At 47.5% G+C, this 22,817-nt stretch carries 16 protein-coding genes, 7 tRNA genes and 3 rRNA genes; 22 read left to right on the top strand and 4 right to left on the bottom strand.

The window, feature by feature from the left end; genetic code table 11:
• The first annotated feature begins 164 nt into the window (after positions 1 to 164).
• Positions 165 to 2,243, top strand: coding sequence for a replication restart helicase PriA (gene priA / locus QUE65_RS00105; protein ID WP_286281076.1), 2,079 nt, complete (start codon positions 165 to 167; stop codon positions 2,241 to 2,243).
• Here the strand turns inward: priA and gcvH are convergent.
• The gene (gene gcvH, locus QUE65_RS00110) at positions 2,240 to 2,632 is read right to left on the bottom strand and encodes a glycine cleavage system protein GcvH (protein ID WP_286281078.1); all 393 of its coding nucleotides are present in this window, start codon (positions 2,630 to 2,632) and stop codon (positions 2,240 to 2,242) included. The genes priA and gcvH overlap by 4 nt on opposite strands.
• Positions 2,633 to 2,676: 44 nt before the next feature.
• Here gcvH and QUE65_RS00115 point away from each other — a divergent pair, with 44 nt between their 5' ends.
• A complete protein-coding gene (locus QUE65_RS00115; protein WP_286281079.1) occupies positions 2,677 to 3,321 on the top strand; it encodes an MBL fold metallo-hydrolase in 645 nt (214 codons plus the stop codon).
• A 220-nt stretch (positions 3,322 to 3,541) separates the two neighbouring features.
• On the opposite strand, the gene QUE65_RS00120 is transcribed toward QUE65_RS00115, so the two are convergent.
• Both QUE65_RS00120 and QUE65_RS00125 read right to left on the bottom strand, forming a co-directional pair.
• A complete protein-coding gene (locus QUE65_RS00120; protein ID WP_286282525.1) occupies positions 3,542 to 4,576 on the bottom strand; it encodes a fatty acid desaturase in 1,035 nt (344 codons plus the stop codon).
• Between the two features lie 182 nt (positions 4,577 to 4,758).
• Positions 4,759 to 4,834: transfer RNA gene (locus tag QUE65_RS00125), tRNA-Arg, on the bottom strand.
• A gap of 98 nt (positions 4,835 to 4,932) precedes the next feature.
• Between QUE65_RS00125 and QUE65_RS00130 the strand changes: the two genes are divergently transcribed.
• Positions 4,933 to 5,457, top strand: coding sequence for a c-type cytochrome (locus QUE65_RS00130; RefSeq protein ID WP_286281081.1), 525 nt, complete (start codon positions 4,933 to 4,935; stop codon positions 5,455 to 5,457).
• On the opposite strand, the gene rsmI is transcribed toward QUE65_RS00130, so the two are convergent.
• Entirely contained in the window at positions 5,458 to 6,351 is an 894-nt protein-coding gene (rsmI, locus tag QUE65_RS00135) for a 16S rRNA (cytidine(1402)-2'-O)-methyltransferase (protein ID WP_286281082.1), read from the bottom strand. It abuts the gene before it with no gap.
• A gap of 101 nt (positions 6,352 to 6,452) precedes the next feature.
• Between rsmI and QUE65_RS00140 the strand changes: the two genes are divergently transcribed.
• The 19 genes from QUE65_RS00140 (at position 6,453) to rpoB (ending at position 22,816) form a co-directional block, all read left to right on the top strand.
• Positions 6,453 to 7,061 (top strand): phosphoheptose isomerase, encoded by a 609-nt coding sequence (locus tag QUE65_RS00140; RefSeq protein WP_286281083.1) that lies wholly within the window; start codon positions 6,453 to 6,455, stop codon positions 7,059 to 7,061.
• Positions 7,039 to 7,707 (top strand): BON domain-containing protein, encoded by a 669-nt coding sequence (locus QUE65_RS00145; RefSeq protein WP_286281085.1) that lies wholly within the window; start codon positions 7,039 to 7,041, stop codon positions 7,705 to 7,707. The genes QUE65_RS00140 and QUE65_RS00145 overlap by 23 nt, the downstream gene beginning before the upstream one ends.
• Before the next feature lie 415 nt (positions 7,708 to 8,122).
• Positions 8,123 to 9,655 (top strand): 16S ribosomal RNA (locus tag QUE65_RS00150).
• A 58-nt stretch (positions 9,656 to 9,713) separates the two neighbouring features.
• A tRNA-Ile gene (locus QUE65_RS00155) sits at positions 9,714 to 9,790 on the top strand.
• A 28-nt stretch (positions 9,791 to 9,818) separates the two neighbouring features.
• A tRNA-Ala gene (locus QUE65_RS00160) sits at positions 9,819 to 9,894 on the top strand.
• Between the two features lie 237 nt (positions 9,895 to 10,131).
• Positions 10,132 to 13,003 (top strand): 23S ribosomal RNA (locus QUE65_RS00165).
• 112 nt (positions 13,004 to 13,115) lie between these two features.
• A 5S ribosomal RNA gene (gene rrf / locus QUE65_RS00170) occupies positions 13,116 to 13,229 on the top strand.
• Together the 16S, 23S and 5S rRNA genes with 5 tRNA genes alongside form the textbook arrangement of a ribosomal RNA operon.
• Positions 13,230 to 13,335: 106 nt before the next feature.
• Positions 13,336 to 13,421: transfer RNA gene (locus QUE65_RS00175), tRNA-Tyr, on the top strand.
• A gap of 73 nt (positions 13,422 to 13,494) precedes the next feature.
• Positions 13,495 to 13,568, top strand: a tRNA-Gly gene (locus tag QUE65_RS00180).
• 50 nt (positions 13,569 to 13,618) lie between these two features.
• Positions 13,619 to 13,693: transfer RNA gene (locus QUE65_RS00185), tRNA-Thr, on the top strand.
• A gap of 64 nt (positions 13,694 to 13,757) precedes the next feature.
• Positions 13,758 to 14,948, top strand: coding sequence for an elongation factor Tu (gene tuf, locus QUE65_RS00190; protein ID WP_108507569.1), 1,191 nt, complete (start codon positions 13,758 to 13,760; stop codon positions 14,946 to 14,948).
• 9 nt (positions 14,949 to 14,957) lie between these two features.
• Positions 14,958 to 15,033: transfer RNA gene (locus QUE65_RS00195), tRNA-Trp, on the top strand.
• A gap of 26 nt (positions 15,034 to 15,059) precedes the next feature.
• On the top strand, positions 15,060 to 15,437 hold the full coding sequence (gene secE / locus QUE65_RS00200; RefSeq protein ID WP_215370793.1) for a preprotein translocase subunit SecE: 378 nt from the start codon (positions 15,060 to 15,062) through the stop codon (positions 15,435 to 15,437).
• A gap of 21 nt (positions 15,438 to 15,458) precedes the next feature.
• Positions 15,459 to 16,016 (top strand): transcription termination/antitermination protein NusG, encoded by a 558-nt coding sequence (nusG, locus tag QUE65_RS00205; RefSeq protein ID WP_371817070.1) that lies wholly within the window; start codon positions 15,459 to 15,461, stop codon positions 16,014 to 16,016.
• Positions 16,017 to 16,131: 115 nt separating this feature from the next.
• Positions 16,132 to 16,563, top strand: a complete 432-nt coding sequence (gene rplK, locus QUE65_RS00210) for a 50S ribosomal protein L11 (RefSeq protein WP_108507572.1) — start codon at positions 16,132 to 16,134, stop codon at positions 16,561 to 16,563.
• 2 nt (positions 16,564 to 16,565) lie between these two features.
• Positions 16,566 to 17,264 (top strand): 50S ribosomal protein L1, encoded by a 699-nt coding sequence (gene rplA, locus QUE65_RS00215; protein ID WP_215370798.1) that lies wholly within the window; start codon positions 16,566 to 16,568, stop codon positions 17,262 to 17,264.
• 221 nt (positions 17,265 to 17,485) lie between these two features.
• Positions 17,486 to 18,076, top strand: a complete 591-nt coding sequence (gene rplJ, locus QUE65_RS00220) for a 50S ribosomal protein L10 (RefSeq protein ID WP_286281090.1) — start codon at positions 17,486 to 17,488, stop codon at positions 18,074 to 18,076.
• A 36-nt stretch (positions 18,077 to 18,112) separates the two neighbouring features.
• Complete coding sequence (rplL, locus tag QUE65_RS00225; protein WP_215370803.1) at positions 18,113 to 18,490, top strand: 50S ribosomal protein L7/L12; 378 nt, start codon at positions 18,113 to 18,115, stop codon at positions 18,488 to 18,490.
• 225 nt (positions 18,491 to 18,715) lie between these two features.
• Positions 18,716 to 22,816 (top strand): DNA-directed RNA polymerase subunit beta, encoded by a 4,101-nt coding sequence (gene rpoB / locus QUE65_RS00230; protein WP_286281092.1) that lies wholly within the window; start codon positions 18,716 to 18,718, stop codon positions 22,814 to 22,816.
• Position 22,817: the final 1 nt, after the last annotated feature.

The following is a 22,817-nucleotide window of genomic DNA, read 5'->3' on the forward strand; positions in this document are numbered from 1 at the left end:
CACACCCTGGTTTGAGTATATGCTGTAAGTTATTGATTTAATTGAATATTCATTAATTTTGATTCTATTCAATTAAGTTAGGGGCCGCTATCCCTTCTTTTGAATATTGGCAAAATTGATGGTTGTCCACAAAGTTATCCACAGATTATTCAATACACCGCTAAATGAACCAATCGGCACCAATTATCGTTAAAGTTGTTGTTGATCGGCCACTTAATGACGCATTTGATTACTCATGGAATTCAGCCTCTCTTAACGCTAAACCCGAGATTGGGATGTTGGTTGAGGTTCCTTTTGGACGTACAAATTTGGTCGGTCTAGTCATAGAAGTAAGTAGTTACACTCAAATAAATCAAACCAAATTAAAAAACGTTCTTCAAGTCGCCCCTTTAATCCCACTTGACAGCCGTTTGATGCAGTTAGGGTACTTTGCATCCCAATATTACATTCATGGACTTGGCGAAACGCTCATTTCAGCAATACCCAAATGGTGGCGTACAAGTACTCACTGGAATAAACCACTAGAGCAATTAATTGCAAAGGAAAAGGCGACAGCGCAATCAAACAGTAAGAAGAAGATTGCCCAGAATCAGCTCAATGAAGAACAAACGCATGCAATTCAGATACTGAGTAACCATCAAGCAGGAACATTTAATACATACCTCCTCAATGGGGTTACCGGAAGTGGGAAAACCGCGGTTTATCTTACGTTCATTGAATCCTTGTTAAAACTCGATCGCGGCGCCCAAGCATTAATCATGCTGCCCGAAATTAATCTAACTCCACAATTACAAAGGCGGATTCAAGAGCACTTCCCCGAAGAGAACTTAGCGATACTTCACAGTGGATTAACAGAAAAACAACGTGGCATTGCGTGGCATCAAGCAATGACAGGGGCGGCGCGCATTGTATTAGGCACGCGTTTATCGATCATGACCCCGTTGCCAAAATTGGTAGCGATCATTGTCGATGAGGAAAATGACAGCTCATTTAAACAACAAGAGGGTCTCGGGTATTCGGCACGCGACCTCGCCATTTGGCGTGCAAAAAATGAACGACTTCCAATCATTTTGGTATCGGCAACTCCATCTTCCCAGACTTGGCACGCAGTAAAAGAGGGCCGCTATCAAGAAATTCGATTGACTGGTCGGGTTGGGGGGTTTCAGTCACCGAGTGTTGAGTTAGTGAGTCCTGATAAATCATCCGGCTCAATCACCATTAACTCGAAAATGATTTCGGCACTTGAGGATAACCTTCATAAAAACCGACAAAGCCTAATATTGATTAATCGCCGCGGCATGGCCCCGGTGATTACATGTTTATCTTGTGGCTGGTTAAGCGAATGCAACAACTGTTCAAGCTATATGGTGATGCATCGCCAGCTGGGCCACTTTAAATCACCCATGATGTGTTGCCATCATTGCGGTCAAGCAAAGACCATTCCGCAAAGATGTCCACTGTGTGGCGATACAGATTTACAACCGCTGGGAAGAGGAACCCAAAAAATTGAAGATCAGCTGCAAACACTGTTTCCAGAAGCCAAAGTATTACGAGTCGATGCGGACACTGCACGAACAAGTAAAAAAAGCGACGCACTATTTGGAGAAATACATGATGGTTCAGCACAAATCATCGTTGGTACACAAATGTTAGCTAAAGGGCATGATTATCAAAATATCGGCCTAGTTTGTGTATTGGATGCAGACGCTAGGCTTTATTCGAATGACTATATGGCACCAGAGCATTTATTTGCCCAACTTGTTCAGGTTGCTGGGCGAGCTGGTCGCTTTAGCGGTGAACCAACACAAATATTGATTGAAACTCGTTATCCAAACGACCCGGTTTATCAATATATAAAAACATTTGATCTAGCAGGATTTATGGAGAATTTAATGTTAACGCGTCAGGAGGCAGGACTGCCCCCATTTGGTTACCAAGCCTTGGTGCATGCTGAGGCAAAGCAAAGGCAAGAAGTGTTGGCATGGCTAAACCATACAAAAGAATATTTACAAAGCATCGCAGATACTCAAGCCGGAATTACCATTTTTGATCCAGTACCAAAATCAATTGCTCGCCTTGGGGGGTGGGAGCGGTCGCAATTATTAATAGAGTCGCGACAGAGAGGACCACTTCAAGCTTTACTCAGTGCTCTTGACCAATACCTGCGGGAACGATCAGTTGGACGAATTTCAAAAATCAGTAAAGTACGCTGGTCAATTGAACGCGACCCATTGATTATTTAATTATTAAGGCCCGACTCATATTGTTGGTTGGGCATTAATGATGCAAGCTCCAAATTAGATGTTGCTTCGTCATCTGCTTTGATCTTAAAGAGCCAAACATCGTAAGGCTGAGTATTAATCCTTTCAGGATTTTCAGTAGCTGTGGCATTAATTTCAGCAACGACACCACTAATGGGAGCATGAATATCACTTGCTGCTTTAAGCGATTCAATCGTAGCGCATGCTTGACCTTGTTTTAAGCAAGATCCGATATCTGGAAGCTTTAGAAAAAGGATATCGCCGAGCGCTTCTTGGGCATGATTGCTAATACCAACCCAATAAAGGCTATCGTCACCACGTTTAATCCACTCATGAGTTTGAGCAAATAAAAGATTGCTAGAAATATTCATTAGAATATTTTAACGACTCTAATTAAAAGTTTAATAATACCGACATGACTTTAAAGCTCGCAATTGTTCCCGTGACCCCGTTCGAGCAAAATTGCTCGATCGTGTTTTGTGAGAAAACAAAAGAGGCGGCTGTTGTTGATCCGGGCGGGGATTTGGAGAAAATTGAGGATGCCTTATCGAAACTTGATGTCAAACTTTGTAAGGTGTTATTAACACATGGTCATTTAGATCACTGTGCCGGGGCGAAAGAGCTCGCAAAAAAATGGCAGGTTCCCATAGAGGGCCCCCATCACCTTGAAAAATTTTGGCTTGATCAGCTTCCTGAGCAAACAGTACGGTTTGGTTTTGGGGAGGCCGAACCCTTTGAACCGGATCGCTGGTTACTTGATGGCGATTCGGTTCAGCTTGGAGAGCATGAACTCAAGGTGTTCCATTGTCCTGGGCACACACCCGGCCACATCGTGTTTTACGATGAGCCAACTCGCCTGGCTTTTGTTGGCGATGTTCTATTTGCCGGCTCAATTGGGCGTACTGACTTTCCGAGAGGCAATCATGCAGATCTGATATCTGCAATCAAAACAAAGTTATGGCCGTTAGGAAACGACGTCCATTTTGTACCAGGTCACGGCCCAATGTCGACCTTTGGCCGCGAAAGGCAAAGCAATCCCTACGTGGGGGATGGCGTTTAAGTTTTAGCGGAGCCGGTACGGTGAGTGCGGTTATAGAGGCAACTGGCGCAAATCCAACGCTGTTTTCGGTTGCTTGTAGGAATCCAGGTGCCGCCTTCCAACCTTTTTTCCCGGCTGCATGAAGAGCAAAACTTAAGGCTGGGAGAAGTATCTTGGGTGGGAGTTGGGGTGGTTGACGTGGTCATAACGGAATCTGATAAATCTTCTCGAAACCATTATTTTACCTCGTTTCCCCATTGTTAGAGGGGGTAAGCAGAACCCGAACAGAATCAGCCGTTTTTTTGCCATCAAAATCAAGCCAGGCCTTTTCCGTAAAGTCATAAAGTTTGCAGGTCTTGGCGGTATCAAAATACCACTTCCAAGAGAATGGTTGAACAATAATTCGTTCTGGCAATAGGGTTTCAAGCCGATTTTGGGCTGCCTGAAGGTTGTAAAGGGGAACACTCATATCCACATGATGAGCGGTATGTTCCATGATGTGATGCATCAAGGCGCCCCAATAGAAACCAAAGGTTAAGTGAACCGTGGTTGAAACAAAAGGCTGGGCCCGCAACCACTCTGATTTATTGTCGTACCAGCAAACCGCCGGATGAGTATGGTGCACATAGACCACAAATCCAATCATCCCGTTCCAAAATAAGTAGGGCAGCACAAAGCCACACAGCAAAGTGATAAGGACAGATTGCCCAGTATTGACGGCAAAAATGCTTAAGAGTCCAATCCAGATTAGGGCAAAGGCACTAACCAAAAGATTGTCTTTTATGAAAATAGAGCGGTCCGCTGGGCGATATTTTTTATTTGGGAAGAACATTTTGTTCCACCATATTTCAATCAAATAATAAGTAACGGGCCCCCAGCCACTTCGATAATGCCTCTCTAGAAATTGACGCCATTTAGGCAGCGCATCGTATTCTGTCTTTGAAAGCGGCGCCCATACGAAATCAAAACCCTTGAGGTTGGTTTGTCCATGATGGACAACGTTATGGCCGATATCCCATAGGCTGTATGGGGTAAGTGATGGCAAAAAAGCAATCCGTCCAAGCACTTTATTTAAGGCGCGATGGGGGGTAAAGCTTTGATGGCACGCGTCGTGCCCCAAAATAAAGATTCTTCCCGTTATAAAGCCAGCAATTACTCCGAAGAGAACCTTAATCAGAATATTCTCAAAATACACCGTGGCAGCAATGCTAAGAGTCCATAAGACGGCATCGAGAACTAGTAGCAAAATTGCCTTAAACGTTCTAGCCTCGGTCATTGGGCTTAGCCATGACCGAATAACCTTGCGGTGAGGAAGGGGAAGATCTGGGCTGAGGGGTGCCGGATTAACCAATGCTTGGTTGGAATGGAGGGCGCTATTTAGCTCTGACACAGTGACTTTCTTAAGATCCTCAAATCATAGTGGTTTTTTTGGATTTCGGTGTTACACAATGATGAAACTGGCGCGCCCGGCAGGAATCGAACCTGCGACCCTTGGCTTCGGAGGCCAATACTCTATCCACTGAGCTACGGGCGCATTTAGGAGTAATCAGTATGTATTGTAAGTGCCTGAAACCAGGATGCTCTAGGTATAATTTATGCCATTCCTAATTAACCACACTTTTTCAAACCACTATGAGCGAAGAGCACGGTAATTTAATTAAAAATACAAAGCAACTGAGTGTCGCAGTAATTGCAAGTTTTTTTGTACCCCTCATTATTATTTTCTTATTGATTGTTTACGTTAGCAGTGGGAAAAATAAGCAGAATGTGGCTTCGGAAAAAAGTACGGAGACATTAATTAAGCCGGTTGGTAAATTAAATTTCAAGGATGCGAGTGCTCCACGTGAAGTGCAAACCGGTGAGGCGGTTTATAAAACGGTGTGCGCTTCTTGCCATAACTCCGGCGCTGCTGGCGCTCCAAAGTATGGGGATTCGTCTTCCTGGGGCGGTAGACTTGCCAAGGGATACGATGCTCTTTATGTATCGGTTATGAAAGGCAAGGGTGCTATGCCTGCCCGTGGCGGTGCAAGTCCAACCGATGTTAGTGATTATGAAATTGCACGATCGGTTGTTTATCTTGCAAATTCAGCCGGCGGTAAATTTACTGAGCCCAAGGCTCCAGCCTCGGCACAAGCTCCGGCAGAACCAGCAAAGTAATTAACCACCACCTTTTTTTGCTGCAAGAGCAAGATCGTAGGCCTCATTTTTTTGAAGGCCATACATTGATTGCAAAACTATTGAAAGATCTTTGCTGCTCAATTGCTTAGAAAGTAATTGAGCTAAGTGCCAAGGCTCATGGTTTTCCGTAATAGTTTTGCGATTATTTCCTTCCAGGATAAAAACAAATTCACCTTTCAAGTGGTTGGGATTTTCAAGCCATCCTGGGATTTCATCGGCCCTTAATAAAAAAAGGCTTTCAAATTTCTTACTAAGCTCCCGCCCAATACTTAGGCGACGACCATTGTCGAGAAGTTCGCTAAATCGAATTAAGGTTTTGGCCAAGCGATGTGGGCTTTCATAAAAAATGGTTGGAATCGGGCTTTCAATCATTAAGCGAAGCGCCTCTTCGAAATCATTTTTTGGGGTTGGTAAAAAACCAAGAAATTGAAACTGTCCGCGGGAGGCAATCATGACCTCACCAGCGATCGAGAGCATAGCGGTTAATGCGCTTGGGCCTGGGATTGGAATAGTTTGATAGCCATTAATTTGAACCTCAGCAACCAATCGAGCCCCAGGATCGGAAACTCCCGGGGTACCTGCGTCGGATAGATAGGCCCATCGTTCTCCCGCCTGAAGGTGATCCATAAGCTTTTTTGCTGCCTCAATCTCATTGTGCTCATGAATTGCCACCATTGGCTTTCTGATTCCATAATGTTTGAGAAGCAATAGGCTATGACGCTTATCTTCACAGGCAATTCCGTCAACAAGGCTCAGAATATGCAATGCCCTTAATGTAATGTCGCCAAGATTTCCGATGGGGGTAGCAATGACATACAAACTGGCACTTGGAAAGTCCTGATTTTGAAATGCACTGAGTGACGGTATTTCCAACGTTAGGGACCCCCTTAGAATCAATTATCTCCGCAAATGAATTGAAATGAAAATCGCCTGGAGATAGATTTGGGGATGGCAAAACAGAGCATAATATTGTGATGAAAACAAAACCATTAGACGAGCTTAAAACTAGAGCCCATCAGCACTTTGTCGATAGTATTGCGACAAAGCAATTGGGCGCCCAATCATTACCATTGGAAGTTGCGCGAGCCATTTTATTAATCACTCGGTCCATTGAGGCGGATGGAAAAATAATGGCTTGTGGTAATGGTGGATCTGCAGCGGATGCGCAACATTTTGCAGCCGAACTGATGGGTCGGTTTGAGCGCGAGCGTCGTGAGTTGGCAGCCCTTGCACTGACAACCGATTCGTCGATATTGACAGCGATCGGGAATGACTACAGCTATGAGGAAGTGTTTAGTAAACAGGTCCGAGGCATCGGACGTTCAGGCGATGTTTTGATTGCAATATCAACATCTGGGAATTCTAAGAATGTGATTAAGGCGATTGAGGCTGCCAAGAAGATTGGTATTCATATTGTTGCAATGACGGGTAATGGTGGCGGCAAGATCGCTGCTTTGTTAAGCGGCGAAGATGTTCACCTATGTGTCCCGGCAACCCGCACAGCACGTATTCAAGAGACCCATTTACTTTTATTGCACTGCCTTTGCGATGGTGTTGACCATGTTCTATTTGGTGAGGATTGAAATGATGCGACTCGTTAAAACAGTCTGTGCGGTTCTGTTTGCGCTTCAGCTCTCCGCCTGTGGCGTTTTGGTGGTTGGCGGCATGGTTGGTGGAGCAACCATACTGGCTGATCGCAGAACGCCTGCGGTTCAGGCAATTGATTTGGGAGTTGAGATCGAGGCCAACAGCCAGCTTTCAAAAAAGTTTGGCGATTCAGCCCACATTGTGGTTGTGTCTTTTAATCAGAAAGTTCTCCTAATTGGCGAGGCAAAAGACGACACTATTAAAACTCAGGCGGGCAATGACGTGAAGGCGATGAAAAATGTTCGCTCTTTATTTAACGAAATCGTGATTGGACCCAATAGTTCTTTGGGCCAGCGAGCAAGCGATGCGTATATGGCCTCCAGCATCAAAACCCAACTGATATTTAGCCCTGACGTTCCTTCAAATTCCATGAATATCTCGGTAGAGAGTGGTAAGGTCTATCTCATGGGTATTTTGACCCAGCAAGAGGCCGATAAAGCCAAGCAAATTGTTAGTAAGGTAAGCGGTGTGAAGCAGGTATTTGCCTTTTTTGACATTATTTCGGAGGCCGAAAAACGGCGCCTGGAACAAGAAGGTAAGGCAAGAACTTCACAGCCGGACACCAACCCAGCCCCAAATTAAAGCCGGATTAATTTTGGCTCTAATTTATAAGTATTTACCCTTATATAGTAAGACTCGGCTTTTATTAAAAATTAAGCCCTTACTACTATATGTCCCTAAGTCACTGATTTCATTGTGTCCAAAGTTAATCGAGTTAATTATGGTCTTCTACAGCATAAAAATATTTGTAAGAAGGTGTTGACATCACACTAAGGGTATGTCATAGTTATGGACTTCGCTGAATTTCCATGAATTATTTCTAGGGACAGCCTTCTTTAAAAATTAGTCAACCGATAATTGTGGGTACTGAGTAGAGGCATCCAGTCCTTCGGGACAGATGTAAATAAACAGTACTCATAGACAGTAAAAATGATTTGGTTTTTTACCAAGTCAATTTCTTAAATGAGTGCGACGAACCGCAAGGTTCACAGGAATTAAACTGAAGAGTTTGATCCTGGCTCAGATTGAACGCTGGCGGCATGCCTTACACATGCAAGTCGAACGGCAGCACGGGTGCTTGCACCTGGTGGCGAGTGGCGAACGGGTGAGTAATACATCGGAACGTACCTTATCGTGGGGGATAACGCAGCGAAAGTTGCGCTAATACCGCATACGCCCTGAGGGGGAAAGCGGGGGACCGTAAGGCCTCGCGCGATTAGAGCGGCCGATGTCTGATTAGCTTGTTGGTGAGGTAAAAGCTCACCAAGGCGATGATCAGTAGCTGGTCTGAGAGGACGATCAGCCACACTGGGACTGAGACACGGCCCAGACTCCTACGGGAGGCAGCAGTGGGGAATTTTGGACAATGGGGGCAACCCTGATCCAGCAATGCCGCGTGAGTGAAGAAGGCCTTCGGGTTGTAAAGCTCTTTTGTCAGGGAAGAAACAGCAGCTCTAACACAGTCTGCGAATGACGGTACCTGAAGAATAAGCACCGGCTAACTACGTGCCAGCAGCCGCGGTAATACGTAGGGTGCGAGCGTTAATCGGAATTACTGGGCGTAAAGCGTGCGCAGGCGGTTATACAAGACAGGCGTGAAATCCCCGGGCTTAACCTGGGAATGGCGTCTGTGACTGTATAGCTAGAGTGTGTCAGAGGGGGGTGGAATTCCACGTGTAGCAGTGAAATGCGTAGATATGTGGAGGAACACCAATGGCGAAGGCAGCCCCCTGGGATAACACTGACGCTCATGCACGAAAGCGTGGGGAGCAAACAGGATTAGATACCCTGGTAGTCCACGCCCTAAACGATGCTGACTAGTTGTTGGGAATTTACATTCTCAGTAACGTAGCTAACGCGTGAAGTCAGCCGCCTGGGGAGTACGGTCGCAAGATTAAAACTCAAAGGAATTGACGGGGACCCGCACAAGCGGTGGATGATGTGGATTAATTCGATGCAACGCGAAAAACCTTACCTACCCTTGACATGTCACTAACGAAGTAGAGATACATTAGGTGCCCGTAAGGGAAAGTGAACACAGGTGCTGCATGGCTGTCGTCAGCTCGTGTCGTGAGATGTTGGGTTAAGTCCCGCAACGAGCGCAACCCTTGTCTTTAGTTGCTACGCAAGAGCACTCTAAAGAGACTGCCGGTGACAAACCGGAGGAAGGTGGGGATGACGTCAAGTCCTCATGGCCCTTATGGGTAGGGCTTCACACGTCATACAATGGTGCGTACAGAGGGTTGCCAACCCGCGAGGGGGAGCTAATCTCTTAAAACGCATCGTAGTCCGGATCGTAGTCTGCAACTCGACTACGTGAAGCTGGAATCGCTAGTAATCGCGGATCAGCATGTCGCGGTGAATACGTTCCCGGGTCTTGTACACACCGCCCGTCACACCATGGGAGTGGGTTTTGCCAGAAGCAGTTAGCCTAACCGTAAGGAGGGCGATTGCCACGGCAGGGTTCATGACTGGGGTGAAGTCGTAACAAGGTAGCCGTATCGGAAGGTGCGGCTGGATCACCTCCTTTCTAGAGAATGATGCTAAAACTTTAGTGCCCACACTTATCGGTTGACAAAAAACGCCACGGGTCTGTAGCTCAGCTGGTTAGAGCACCGTCTTGATAAGGCGGGGGTCGTAGGTTCAAGTCCTACCAGACCCACCATCAAGCGGCGGTACAGATTGCGGTCGATGGGGGATTAGCTCAGCTGGGAGAGCACCTGCTTTGCAAGCAGGGGGTCGTCGGTTCGATCCCGTCATCCTCCACCATCATTAAATGTCAAAACAAAGCATTGCTGCAGTGTTTTGTTTTGCCATTTATGGCTGTTCTTTAACAATTTGAGTAAGCAATGCGTTTGATGCATCTTTGAGAGTGCATCAAACAACAAGTAGTATGGGTAGTGATTGAATCATCAGTAATACAAATGAGTTTTATCAAGTTTGGATTACGGCAAACATGTCAGAAGTAAAACCTGTAACCGGTATCAGTAATGGTGCTTGTTATAGGATCAAGTGAATAAGTGCATGTGATGGATGCCTTGGCGATTACAGGCGATGAAGGACGTTGTAGCCTGCGATAAGCTTCGGGGAGCTGGCAAACAAGCTTTGATCCGAAGATTTCCGAATGGGGAAACCCGCCGCTTTTGCGGCACCCACATCTGAATACATAGGGTGTGTGGAGCGAACCTCGTGAACTGAAACATCTAAGTAGCGAGAGGAAAAGACATCAACCGAGATTCCCAAAGTAGTGGCGAGCGAAATGGGAACAGCCTTCTAGTGATAGCACAACATTTAGCAGAACGGAATGGAAAGTCCGGCAATAAAGGGTGATAGCCCCGTATGCGAAAAATGATGTGTGGTACTAGGCTAGAGACAAGTAGGGCGGGACACGTGAAATCCTGTCTGAATATGGGGGGACCATCCTCCAAGGCTAAATACTCGTAATCGACCGATAGTGAACAAGTACCGTGAGGGAAAGGCGAAAAGAACCCCGGGAGGGGAGTGAAATAGATCCTGAAATCGCATGCATACAAACAGTAGGAGCCCCGTAAGGGGTGACTGCGTACCTTTTGTATAATGGGTCAGCGACTTACATTCAGTAGCAAGCTTAACCGCATAGGGAAGGCGTAGCGAAAGCGAGTCCGAATAGGGCGTTAGTTGCTGGGTGTAGACCCGAAACCAGTTGATCTATCCATGGCCAGGTTGAAGGTGCGGTAACACGTACTGGAGGACCGAACCCACTAACGTTGAAAAGTTAGGGGATGAGCTGTGGATAGGGGTGAAAGGCTAAACAAAACTGGAAATAGCTGGTTCTCTCCGAAAACTATTTAGGTAGTGCCTCGTGTATCACCAAAGGGGGTAGAGCACTGTAATGGTTGTGGGGTCCATTGCGGATTACCGCGCCATAGCAAACTCCGAATACCTTTGAGTGTCAGCACGGGAGACAGACATCGGGTGCTAACGTCCGGTGTCAAGAGGGAAACAACCCAGATCGCCAGCTAAGGTCCCTAAAATTGGCTAAGTGGGAAACGAAGTGGGAAGGCTAAAACAGTCAGGAGGTTGGCTTAGAAGCAGCCACCCTTTAAAGAAAGCGTAATAGCTCACTGATCGAGTCGTCCCGCGCGGAAGATGTAACGGGGCTAAGCCAGTTACCGAAGCTGCGAATCACGTAAGTGATGGTAGGAGAGCGTTCTGTAAGCCTGCGAAGGTGTGTTGTAAAGCATGCTGGAGGTATCAGAAGTGCGAATGCTGACATGAGTAGCGATAAAGGGGGTGAAAAGCCCCCTCGCCGTAAGCCCAAGGTTTCCTACGCAACGTTCATCGGCGTAGGGTGAGTCGGCCCCTAAGGCGAGGCAGAGATGCGTAGCTGATGGGAACAAGGTTAATATTCCTTGACCGTCGTTAGATGCGATGGGGGGACGGATCGCGGAGAGTTGTCCGGGTGTTGGATGTCCCGGTTCCTGCATTGGAGATGGCTACTAGGTAAATCCGGTAGCGTAAATCAAGGGTGTGGGACGAGTGAGCTTGCTCACGAAGCAATTGGAAGTGGTTCCAAGAAAAGCCTCTAAGCTTCAGTCTAACGAGACCGTACCGCAAACCGACACAGGTGGGCGAGATGAGTATTCTAAGGCGCTTGAGAGAACTCAGGAGAAGGAACTCGGCAAATTGGTACCGTAACTTCGGGATAAGGTACGCCCAAGTAGCTTAACTGTGAACAACAGAAGGGCAAAAGGGTTGCAATAAAATGGTGGCTGCGACTGTTTAATAAAAACACAGCACTCTGCAAACACGAAAGTGGACGTATAGGGTGTGACGCCTGCCCGGTGCTGGAAGATTAAATGATGGGGTGCAAGCTCTTGATTGAAGTCCCAGTAAACGGCGGCCGTAACTATAACGGTCCTAAGGTAGCGAAATTCCTTGTCGGGTAAGTTCCGACCTGCACGAATGGCGTAACGATGGCCACACTGTCTCCTCCTGAGACTCAGCGAAGTTGAAATGTTTGTGATGATGCAATCTACCCGCGGCTAGACGGAAAGACCCCATGAACCTTTACTGTAGCTTTGCATTGGACTTTGAATCGGTCTGTGTAGGATAGGTGGGAGGCTTTGAAACCAGGATGCTAGTTCTGGTGGAGCCAACCTTGAAATACCACCCTGATTTATTTGAGGTTCTAACCTTGGCCCGTTATCCGGGTCGGGAACAGTGCATGGTAGGCAGTTTGACTGGGGCGGTCTCCTCCCAAAGTGTAACGGAGGAGTACGAAGGTACGCTTGGCACGGTCGGACATCGTGCCTAAAGTGCAATGGCAAAAGCGTGCTTAACTGCGAGACCGACAAGTCGAGCAGGTGCGAAAGCAGGTCATAGTGATCCGGTGGTTCTGTATGGAAGGGCCATCGCTCAACGGATAAAAGGTACTCTGGGGATAACAGGCTGATACCGCCCAAGAGTTCATATCGACGGCGGTGTTTGGCACCTCGATGTCGGCTCATCTCATCCTGGGGCTGTAGCCGGTCCCAAGGGTATGGCTGTTCGCCATTTAAAGAGGTACGTGAGCTGGGTTTAAAACGTCGTGAGACAGTTTGGTCCCTATCTGCCGTGGGCGTTGGAGATTTGACGGGGGCTGCTCCTAGTACGAGAGGACCGGAGTGGACGTACCGCTGGTGTACCTGTTGTTTCGCCAGAAGCATCGCAGGGTAGCTATGTACGGAAGAGATAACCGCTGAAAGCATCTAAGCGGGAAACTTGCCTGAAGATAAGATCTCCCGGAGGTTTAACCTCCATAAAGGGTCGTTGAAGACCACAACGTTGATAGGTCAGGTGTGGAAGCGCAGTAATGCGTTAAGCTAACTGATACTAATTGCCCGTTAGGCTTGATCCTATAACCAGCACCATTGTGCTGAAGTTTGCGTGATTCAAGTCACTATCGATATTAAGTAATACATTGCTTGCTCAAATTGGGTTGTTTCTTTAGAAACAACCTACCATCTACGCCCGGTGACCATAGCGAGTTGGAACCACCCCTTCCCATCCCGAACAGGACCGTGAAACGACTCAACGCCGATGATAGTGCGGATTACCCGTGTGAAAGTAGGTAATTGCCGGGCACCAATGTGTGACGCCCAGACCCCTACGGTCTGGGCGTTTTCACTTGTGGAAGAAGGACTTGCAGATTGACAGCATTGACCGAACAAGAGAAAATGTACGGTTCTCGGAGAGATGCCCGAGCGGCTAAAGGGGGCAGACTGTAAATCTGTTGGCTTACGCCTACGTTGGTTCGAATCCAACTCTCTCCACCAGATGAATAGGTAGTAAAAGAAGTAGGAGCGGAATAAGTGAAGTATGAGTGGATGTAATTAAGCAGTTTTGATTGCGGGTGTAGCTCAATGGTAGAGCTGAAGCCTTCCAAGCTTATGACGAGGGTTCGATTCCCTTCACCCGCTCCAGCTTTTGGTAGTTCATGTGCAGTATCGACGCAGTGTGATGTTAGAGCGCTGCCCATGTGGCTCAGTGGTAGAGCACTCCCTTGGTAAGGGAGAGGTCGGCAGTTCGATCCTGCCCATGGGCACCAGTTTTTGTGGTTAATTTTTTTAGTGTGAATCAATTTGATTTAAGTAGATTACAAGGCACCCAAAATGGCAAAAGAAAAATTTGAACGGACTAAACCCCATGTGAACGTTGGCACCATTGGTCACGTCGACCACGGTAAGACCACGCTCACCGCAGCAATTACCACCGTGCTCTCTAAGCTCTTTGGTGGCGAAGCCAAAGCGTACGATCAGATCGATGCGGCTCCCGAAGAGAAGGCTCGTGGTATTACGATTAATACTGCCCACGTGGAGTACGAGACCAAGAACCGTCACTACGCGCACGTCGATTGCCCAGGCCATGCCGACTACGTGAAGAACATGATTACCGGTGCAGCACAGATGGACGGCGCCATTTTGGTGGTCTCGGCCGCTGACGGCCCCATGCCCCAAACCCGTGAGCACATCCTCTTGGCTCGCCAAGTCGGCGTGCCTTACATCATCGTGTTTATGAACAAATGCGATATGGTGGACGATGCTGAACTCTTAGAGCTCGTGGAGATGGAAGTGCGTGAGCTGCTCTCCAAGTACGAGTTCCCAGGCGACGATACCCCGATCGTCAAGGGCTCTGCCAAGCTTGCCTTAGAAGGCGACAAGGGTGAGCTCGGTGAAGGCGCGATCATGAAGCTTGCCGAAGCCTTAGACAGCTATATCCCCAACCCCGAGCGCGCGATTGATGGCGCGTTCTTGATGCCAGTCGAAGACGTGTTCTCGATCTCTGGTCGTGGCACCGTGGTGACCGGTCGTGTCGAGCGCGGGATTGTGAAAGTCGGTGAAGAGATTGAGATCGTGGGCATTAAGCCAACGCTGAAGACCACCTGCACTGGCGTGGAGATGTTCCGTAAACTGCTCGATCAAGGTCAAGCCGGTGACAACGTTGGTATTCTCTTGCGCGGTACCAAGCGCGAAGAAGTCGAGCGTGGCCAAGTGTTAGCCAAGCCGGGCTCGATTACTCCCCACACCCACTTTACCGCCGAGGTCTATGTGTTGTCCAAAGATGAGGGTGGTCGTCATACCCCCTTCTTTAACAACTACCGTCCTCAGTTTTACTTCCGTACCACCGATGTCACTGGCTCGATTGAGTTGCCAAAAGACAAAGAAATGGTGATGCCTGGCGATAACGTCACCATCACCGTGAAGCTCATTGCCCCCATCGCCATGGAAGAGGGCTTGCGCTTTGCAATCCGTGAAGGCGGTCGTACCGTCGGTGCGGGTGTGGTTGCGAAGATTTTGGCTTAAGAACGAATTAGGGGCGTAGCTCAATTGGCAGAGCGTTGGTCTCCAAAACCAAAGGTTGGGGGTTCGATGCCCTCCGCCCCTGCCAGCATTATTTTGTAAGCGGATTTGTAAATGTCACAACAAACGATAGAAAGCTCGGAGCAGAAATCAGGCTGGGTTAGCCTTGTGGCGGTTGCTATTGTGATCGCTGCATTGGTTCTTTATTACACCCTGATTGATCAAGGATATTGGATTCGACTAGGTGCGTTATTAGGTGGCATTGCATTAGCAATTGTGTTGATGATTTTTTCTGCTGACGGTAAGCGTTTTATTGCCTACAGCAAGGACTCTTGGCTAGAGGTAAAAAAAGTAGTTTGGCCAAGCCGCCAAGAATCAACCCGAATGACCCTTGTAGTTTTTGGCTTCGTTTTGATTATGGCGCTCTTTTTATGGCTAATTGATAAATTAGTTGAATGGCTTGTGTTTTCAATCTTTTTAGGCTGGAAGTGAGGCAATATGGTTGATGCTGATATGGTTTCAAACCCTCAGGCAACTGGCAATATGCGCTGGTATGTAATCCATGCCTATTCTGGTATGGAAAAGAGCGTCAAAAAAGGACTTGAAGAGCGAATTGCTCGCTCTGGGATGGCCGATAAGTTTGGCCGCATATTAGTCCCTTCAGAGGAAGTGGTAGAGGTTAAGTCGGGTCAAAAAGCCGTATCAGAGCGTCGATTTTTCCCCGGTTATGTATTAATTGAGATGGAAATGACCGATGAAACCTGGCATTTGGTCAAAAACACCCCAAAAGTCACTGGTTTCGTAGGCGGTGTTCGTAATCGCCCATCCCCAATTTCTACTGCAGAAGTCAGCAAAATCATGGACCAAATGCAGGCCGGGGTAGATAAGCCCAAGCCCAAGACCCTATTTGAGGTGGGTGAGATGGTTCGTGTCAAAGAAGGCCCATTTACCGATTTCAATGGAAATGTCGAAGAAGTGAATTACGAGAAGTCAAAACTCCGTGTTTCTGTTACAATTTTTGGTCGCGGTACTCCCGTTGAACTGGAATTTGGTCAAGTGGAGAAGATGTAATTTATAGAAGTATCAAGTAGTAATCGAGGAGCGGATCTAGAACACGCCAATTCTGGTGAAGCGTTTACTCAACGGCGGTTAACACAACCTGTTAGCGCGCTTTTTTGGAGCAAGTATGGCAAAGAAAATTATTGGCTTTATTAAGCTGCAGATTCCTGCTGGTAAAGCAAATCCATCCCCACCCGTTGGTCCTGCATTAGGTCAGCGCGGCCTCAATATTATGGAATTCTGTAAAGCGTTTAATGCTCAAACTCAGAGCATGGAACCTGGCTTGCCGATTCCTGTTGTAATCACTGCTTTTGCGGACAAGAGCTTCTCGTTTGTGATGAAGACTCCACCCGCAACTATCTTGATTAAGAAAGCAGCAAAAATTGAGAAGGGCTCACCCCGCCCTCATACCGATAAGGTTGGTAAGATCACTCGAGCTCAGGCTGAGGAAATTGCCAAGTTAAAAATGCCTGATTTAACCGCTGCAGATTTAGATGCTGCTGTGCGGACTGTGGCTGGCAGCGCCCGATCGATGGGCATCACCGTGGAAGGAGTCTAAGCATGCCTAAATTATCAAAGCGTGTGAAAGCGATTCAGTCCAAGGTAGATCGAAATAAATTTTATCCGTTGGATGATGCATTGGTGTTAGTTAAGGAATGCGCAACGGCAAAGTTTGATGAGTCAATCGATGTTGCTGTTCAATTAGGCATTGATGCGAAAAAATCAGATCAAGTTGTGCGTGGCGCGGTTGTGTTGCCTGCTGGTACTGGTAAACATGTGCGCGTTGCTGTTTTCGCTCAGGGCGAAAAGGCTGAACAAGCGAAAGCAGCTGGAGCCGAGATTGTTGGTATGGAAGATTTAGCCGAACAAATTAAAGGCGGCAACATTAATTTTGATGTGTTGATTGCATCCCCAGATACCATGAAGATTGTTGGAACTTTGGGACAAGTATTGGGCCCACGCGGTTTGATGCCTAATCCAAAGGTCGGTACAGTGACCCCTGACGTGGTTACTGCAATTAAGAATGCGAAGGCAGGCCAGGTCCAGTTCCGCGTAGACAAGGCTGGTATTGTGCACGCTTCGATTGGCCGTCGCTCTTTTGAGCCAACCGCTCTTAAGACCAATTTACTAGCCCTACTTGATGCCTTAAATAAGGCTAAGCCAAGCGCATCAAAAGGGATTTATTTAAGAAAGATCGCGGTCAGTAGCACTATGGGTGCTGGTGTGCGGATCGATCAAGCTTCGCTACAGGCTGCATAAGCCCGTAGTAAAAAAACTTTGGGTCGAGTGCCTTGGCACTCGAACATCAAAGACCGTTGGTGAACAAAGTGTTGTTTGACGAGTTCTTAATAATTACGTAAGTAATGACCAGCCTAGATGGCGACCCTGTAAGGATATTTCGGGCACACCCCGTGATAGACAAATCAGACGCTGGTGTGTAACCCCGATTGGAAACAATCGGAATGAGAAGGAGTTAAACCGTGCCTTTGAATGTAGAAGACAAAAAAGCGATTGTGGCTGATGTCGGCGCTCAATTGGCTGCGGCTCAAACAGTGGTGCTTGCCGAGTATCGCGGGATTCCCGTGGGTGAGCTAACCACCTTGCGTGCCAATGCGCGTTCTCAAGGTGTTTATCTTCGAGTATTGAAGAACACCTTGGCACGTCGTGCTGCGCAAGGAACACCGTTTGAGCAACTTGGTAACTCAATGGTTGGACCTTTGATTTATGGAATCTCTGCAGATCCTGTTGCTCCGGCAAAGGTATTGCATCAGTTTTCTAAAGGTCAAGATCAATTAGTGATCAAAGCAGGCTTTTATAACGGCAAAGTACTTGATGTAAACGGTGTTAAAGAACTGGCGACGATTCCGTCACGCGAAGAATTGCTCTCGAAGCTTTTGGGAGTCATGAAGGCGCCTGTGTCGGCAATGGCTCGTGTTCTTGGTGCTGTGGCAGAGCAAAAAGCAAGTGGAGCGCCAGCTGTAGCGGCCGCACCAGTTGCTGAAGTTGCCGCAGAGCCAGCACCCGAAGTGAGTGCTGCACCCGAGCAAGACAACCCAACTCCTGCGGCTTAATGCGCAGGATCAACTTATATAGTTTAGGAGCTAAAAATGGCAATTACTAAAGAAGAAATTATTGAAGCAGTTGGCAATATGTCCGTAATGGATTTGAATGATTTGGTTAAGGCATTTGAAGAGAAGTTTGGCGTCTCTGCAGCCGCAATGGCTGTCGCCGGACCTGCTGGCGGTGGCGGAGCTGCTGCAGCAGCTGAAGAAAAGACCGAATTCACCGTAAACCTCCTTGAGGCGGGTGCTAATAAGGTTGGCGTGATTAAGGCGGTTCGTGAGATTACCGGTCTTGGCTTGAAAGAGGCAAAAGATTTGGTTGATGGTGCACCAAAACCAATCAAAGAAGGCGTTGATAAGAAAACAGCGGAAGAGGCTAAGAAAAAGCTCGAGGACGCTGGCGCAAAAGCCGACCTCAAGTAATTTTGAGATTGCTGGAGGGCCCATGGGCTCTCCGTGGTTTGATCCTCAGTGGTCAAACCAGATCTCACATTTACTGATGTAAGTCTGAAATCTGGTTTGCCTTCTGATACGACTGCAGAAGACAAGTTTGGTCGGGCATAACAATTTAGATTGTTTTGCTGTCCGCCAGAGGCTGGTAGAGGCCAGCCGCCAAATCTTTGCTCAGTCGCTGCCATCGGAGATGAAATGAACTATAGCTTCACCGAACGCAAGCGCATCCGTAAGAGTTTTGCTAAGCGACCCAACAATCATCAGGTTCCATACCTGCTTACAACCCAGCTCGAGTCTTATGCTAAATTTTTGCAGGCTGATAAACCTGCAACCGCAAGAGCGAATGAGGGGCTTCAATCTGCATTTACATCGATATTCCCGATCGTATCCAACAATGGATACGCTCGCATGGAATATGTGTCCTATCAGTTATCACCACCACCATTTGACGTCAAAGAGTGTCAGCAGCGTGGCCTGACCTATCACTCTGCCTTGCGCGCCAAAGTACGCTTGATCATTAATGACCGTGAGGCGCCGCAGAAGGTAAAAGAGGTGAAGGAGCAAGAAGTCTATATGGGTGAAATCCCCTTAATGACTGATACAGGCTCATTTGTGATCAATGGCACCGAGCGTGTGATTGTTTCTCAGCTCCATCGTTCACCCGGTGTGTTTTTTGAGCATGACAAAGGTAAAACCCACAGCTCAGGAAAGCTTTTGTTCTCTGCGCGCATCATTCCCTATCGCGGCTCTTGGCTTGATTTTGAATTTGATCCCAAAGATATTTTGTATTTCCGAGTAGACCGTCGTCGTAAGATGCCCGTCACCATTTTGCTTAAAGCGATTGGCTTAAATAACGAGCAGATTTTGGCAAACTTCTTTAATTTTGACCATTTCACTCTCTCACAGTCAGGCGCGTCCATGGAATTTGTTCCAGAGCGTTTGCGTGGTGAGGTTGCTCGATTTGATATCGTTGATAAGAATGGCGTTGTTGTTGTTCAAAAAGACAAGCGCATCAATGCAAAGCATATTCGTGAGCTTGAGGCTGCTAAAACTAAAATTATTACCGTACCGGATGATTCTTTAATTGGTCGCGTGGTCGCTAAAAATATTGTTGATCCGGATTCCGGCGAAGTATTAGCAAGTGCGAACGACGAGATTACAGAAGATCTCTTAGCCAAACTTCGTGAGAGCGGCATTAAGCAATTTGAGACTATTTATACCAATGACTTAGATTGTGGCGCTTATATTTCGCAGACCTTGCGCATGGATGAGACTGCGGATCAAACCGCTGCTCGTATTGCCATTTACCGCATGATGCGTCCTGGCGAGCCACCTACTGAAGATGCGGTTGAGGCTTTGTTCCAGCGCCTGTTCTATAGCGAAGACTCTTATGATTTATCACGCGTTGGCCGCATGAAGGTCAATAGTCGTTTGGGTCGTAGCGAGATGGAAGGCCCGATGGTGCTCTCGAATGAAGACATCATGGATACCATCAAGATTTTGGTTGATCTTCGTAATGGTAAAGGCGAGGTCGACGACATTGACCATCTCGGTAATCGTCGTGTGCGGTGTGTTGGTGAGTTGGCAGAAAACCAGTTTCGTGCCGGGTTGTCACGTGTTGAACGCGCAGTAAAAGAGCGCCTTGGTCAAGCCGAGACCGAAAACTTAATGCCCCACGATTTAATTAATAGCAAACCGATTTCTTCGGCGATTCGTGAGTTCTTTGGCTCATCGCAGCTATCGCAATTTATGGATCAAACCAATCCATTGTCTGAGATTACGCATAAACGTCGTATCTCGGCATTGGGGCCTGGTGGATTAACCCGTGAGCGCGCCGGCTTTGAAGTGCGCGACGTGCATCCAACCCATTATGGTCGGGTTTGCCCAATTGAAACCCCAGAGGGACCAAACATTGGTTTGATTAATTCACTCGCTTTGTTTGCCCGATTAAATGAGCATGGTTTTCTTGAGACGCCATATCGTAAGGTAAGCAATGGCAAGGTAACCGATCAGGTTGAGTATTTGTCGGCGATTGAAGAGGCGAAGTACACCATCGCTCAGGCGAATGCCACGATTGATAAAAACGGTAAGCTTGCAGACGAATTAGTATCTGCCCGCCAAGCAGGCGAGACCATGATGGTTGGTCCAGAGCGGATTGATTACATTGATGTGGCGCCAAGCCAAATCGTTTCTGCTGCAGCTTCACTTGTGCCATTCCTAGAGCATGATGATGCAAACCGCGCATTGATGGGTGCAAACATGCAGCGTCAAGCCGTTCCTTGTTTGCGTCCTGACAAACCATTAGTTGGTACAGGTCTTGAGCGCATTGTGGCCCTCGACTCTGGAACTGTGGTGATGGCAACTCGCGGCGGTGTGGTCGATTATGTGGATGCGAACCGAATCGTGATTCGTGTAAACGACGATGAGACCGCAGCCGGTGAAGTTGGTGTAGATATTTATAACCTGACTAAGTACACGCGCTCGAACCAAAATACCAACATCAACCAGCGCCCAATCGTTCAAGTTGGCGATCATGTTAAGCGTGGCGATGTGGTTGCAGACGGCGCCTCAACCGATCTTGGTGAATTGGCCTTAGGTCAAAACATGACCGTCGCCTTTATGCCTTGGAATGGGTATAACTTTGAAGACTCTATCTTGATTTCTGAGAAGGTTGTAGCGGATGATCGATATACTTCCATTCACATTGAGGAACTATCGGTTGTAGCGCGAGACACAAAGTTAGGCTCGGAAGAGATCTCAAGGGATATTTCTAATTTGGCCGAATCCCAATTAGCACGCCTTGATGAAAGCGGTATCGTGTATATCGGTGCCGAGGTTGAGGCTGGTGATGTATTGGTCGGTAAGGTAACGCCAAAAGGCGAGACCACCCTGACTCCAGAAGAGAAGTTATTGCGCGCAATCTTTGGTGAAAAAGCCTCTGATGTAAAAGATACTTCATTGCGCGTGCCCTCGGGAATGAGTGGTACCGTCATTGACGTTCAAGTATTTACTCGTGAAGGTATTGAGCGTGATGCGCGCGCTCAATCGATTATTGCTGAAGAGCTCCAGCGCTATCGGTTAGATCTGAACGACCAGTTGCGTATTGTTGAGGGCGATGCATTTGATCGTTTACAAAAACTACTCTTAAATAAATCAGCCAATGGCGGTCCCAAGAAATTAGCTAAAGGTAGCAAGATTACGAAAGAGTATTTGTCAGAGTTGGATCGCTACCATTGGTTTGACATTCGGCCGGCGGATGAAGATGTCGCTACACAGGTCGAAGCGATCAAAGCTTCGATTGAAGCAAAGCGCAAGCAATTTGATGCAGCGTTTGAGGAAAAGCGTAAGAAGTTGACCCAAGGCGATGAATTGCCTCCAGGCGTTACCAAGATGGTGAAGGTGTATTTGGCTGTGAAGCGCCGCTTGCAGCCTGGTGACAAGATGGCAGGACGTCACGGCAATAAGGGCGTCGTATCCAAGATTGTTCCAGTCGAAGACATGCCGTATATGGCTGATGGTCGTTCGGTTGATATCGTGCTTAATCCCTTGGGCGTTCCATCACGGATGAACGTTGGTCAGATTTTGGAAACCCATTTGGGTTGGGCTGCGCAGGGTATTGGTAAACGGATTGATGCCATGCTCAAGGAGCAGGCTAAGGTAGCTGATCTTAGAAAGTTCTTTAAGACGCTTTATAACGAAACAGGTCGTCAGGAAAATATCGATGACTTTAGCGATGAGCAGATTCTGGAACTTTCCAGCAACCTAAAGAATGGCTTGCCATTTGCAACCCCTGTTTTTGACGGTGCTACCGAGAACGAGATTGGCAAGATGTTGGAGTTTGCCTATCCAGATGATCAGGCCAAGAGTTTGCATATGACTCCATCCCGTCAGCAAATTACCTTGTATGACGGACGCACTGGCGATGCATTTGAGCGCCCAGTCACCGTTGGTGTAATGCATGTCTTGAAATTACACCATTTGGTTGATGACAAGATGCATGCTCGCTCAACCGGACCATACTCCTTGGTGACGCAGCAACCTCTGGGTGGAAAAGCCCAGTTTGGTGGTCAGCGCTTTGGTGAGATGGAAGTTTGGGCACTTGAAGCATATGGCGCCTCTTATGTCTTGCAAGAGATGCTTACCGTGAAGTCTGATGACGTCACCGGGCGAACCAAAGTTTATGAAAACATCGTCAAGGGCGAGCACACGATTGATGCTGGCATGCCCGAATCGTTCAACGTTCTGGTGAAAGAAATCCGTTCGTTGGGTATTGACATTGACATGGAGCGCAACTGAT

The sequence above is a fragment of the Polynucleobacter sp. HIN8 genome (assembly GCF_030297615.1).
In the GTDB taxonomy this organism is placed as follows: Bacteria; Pseudomonadota; Gammaproteobacteria; order Burkholderiales; family Burkholderiaceae; genus Polynucleobacter.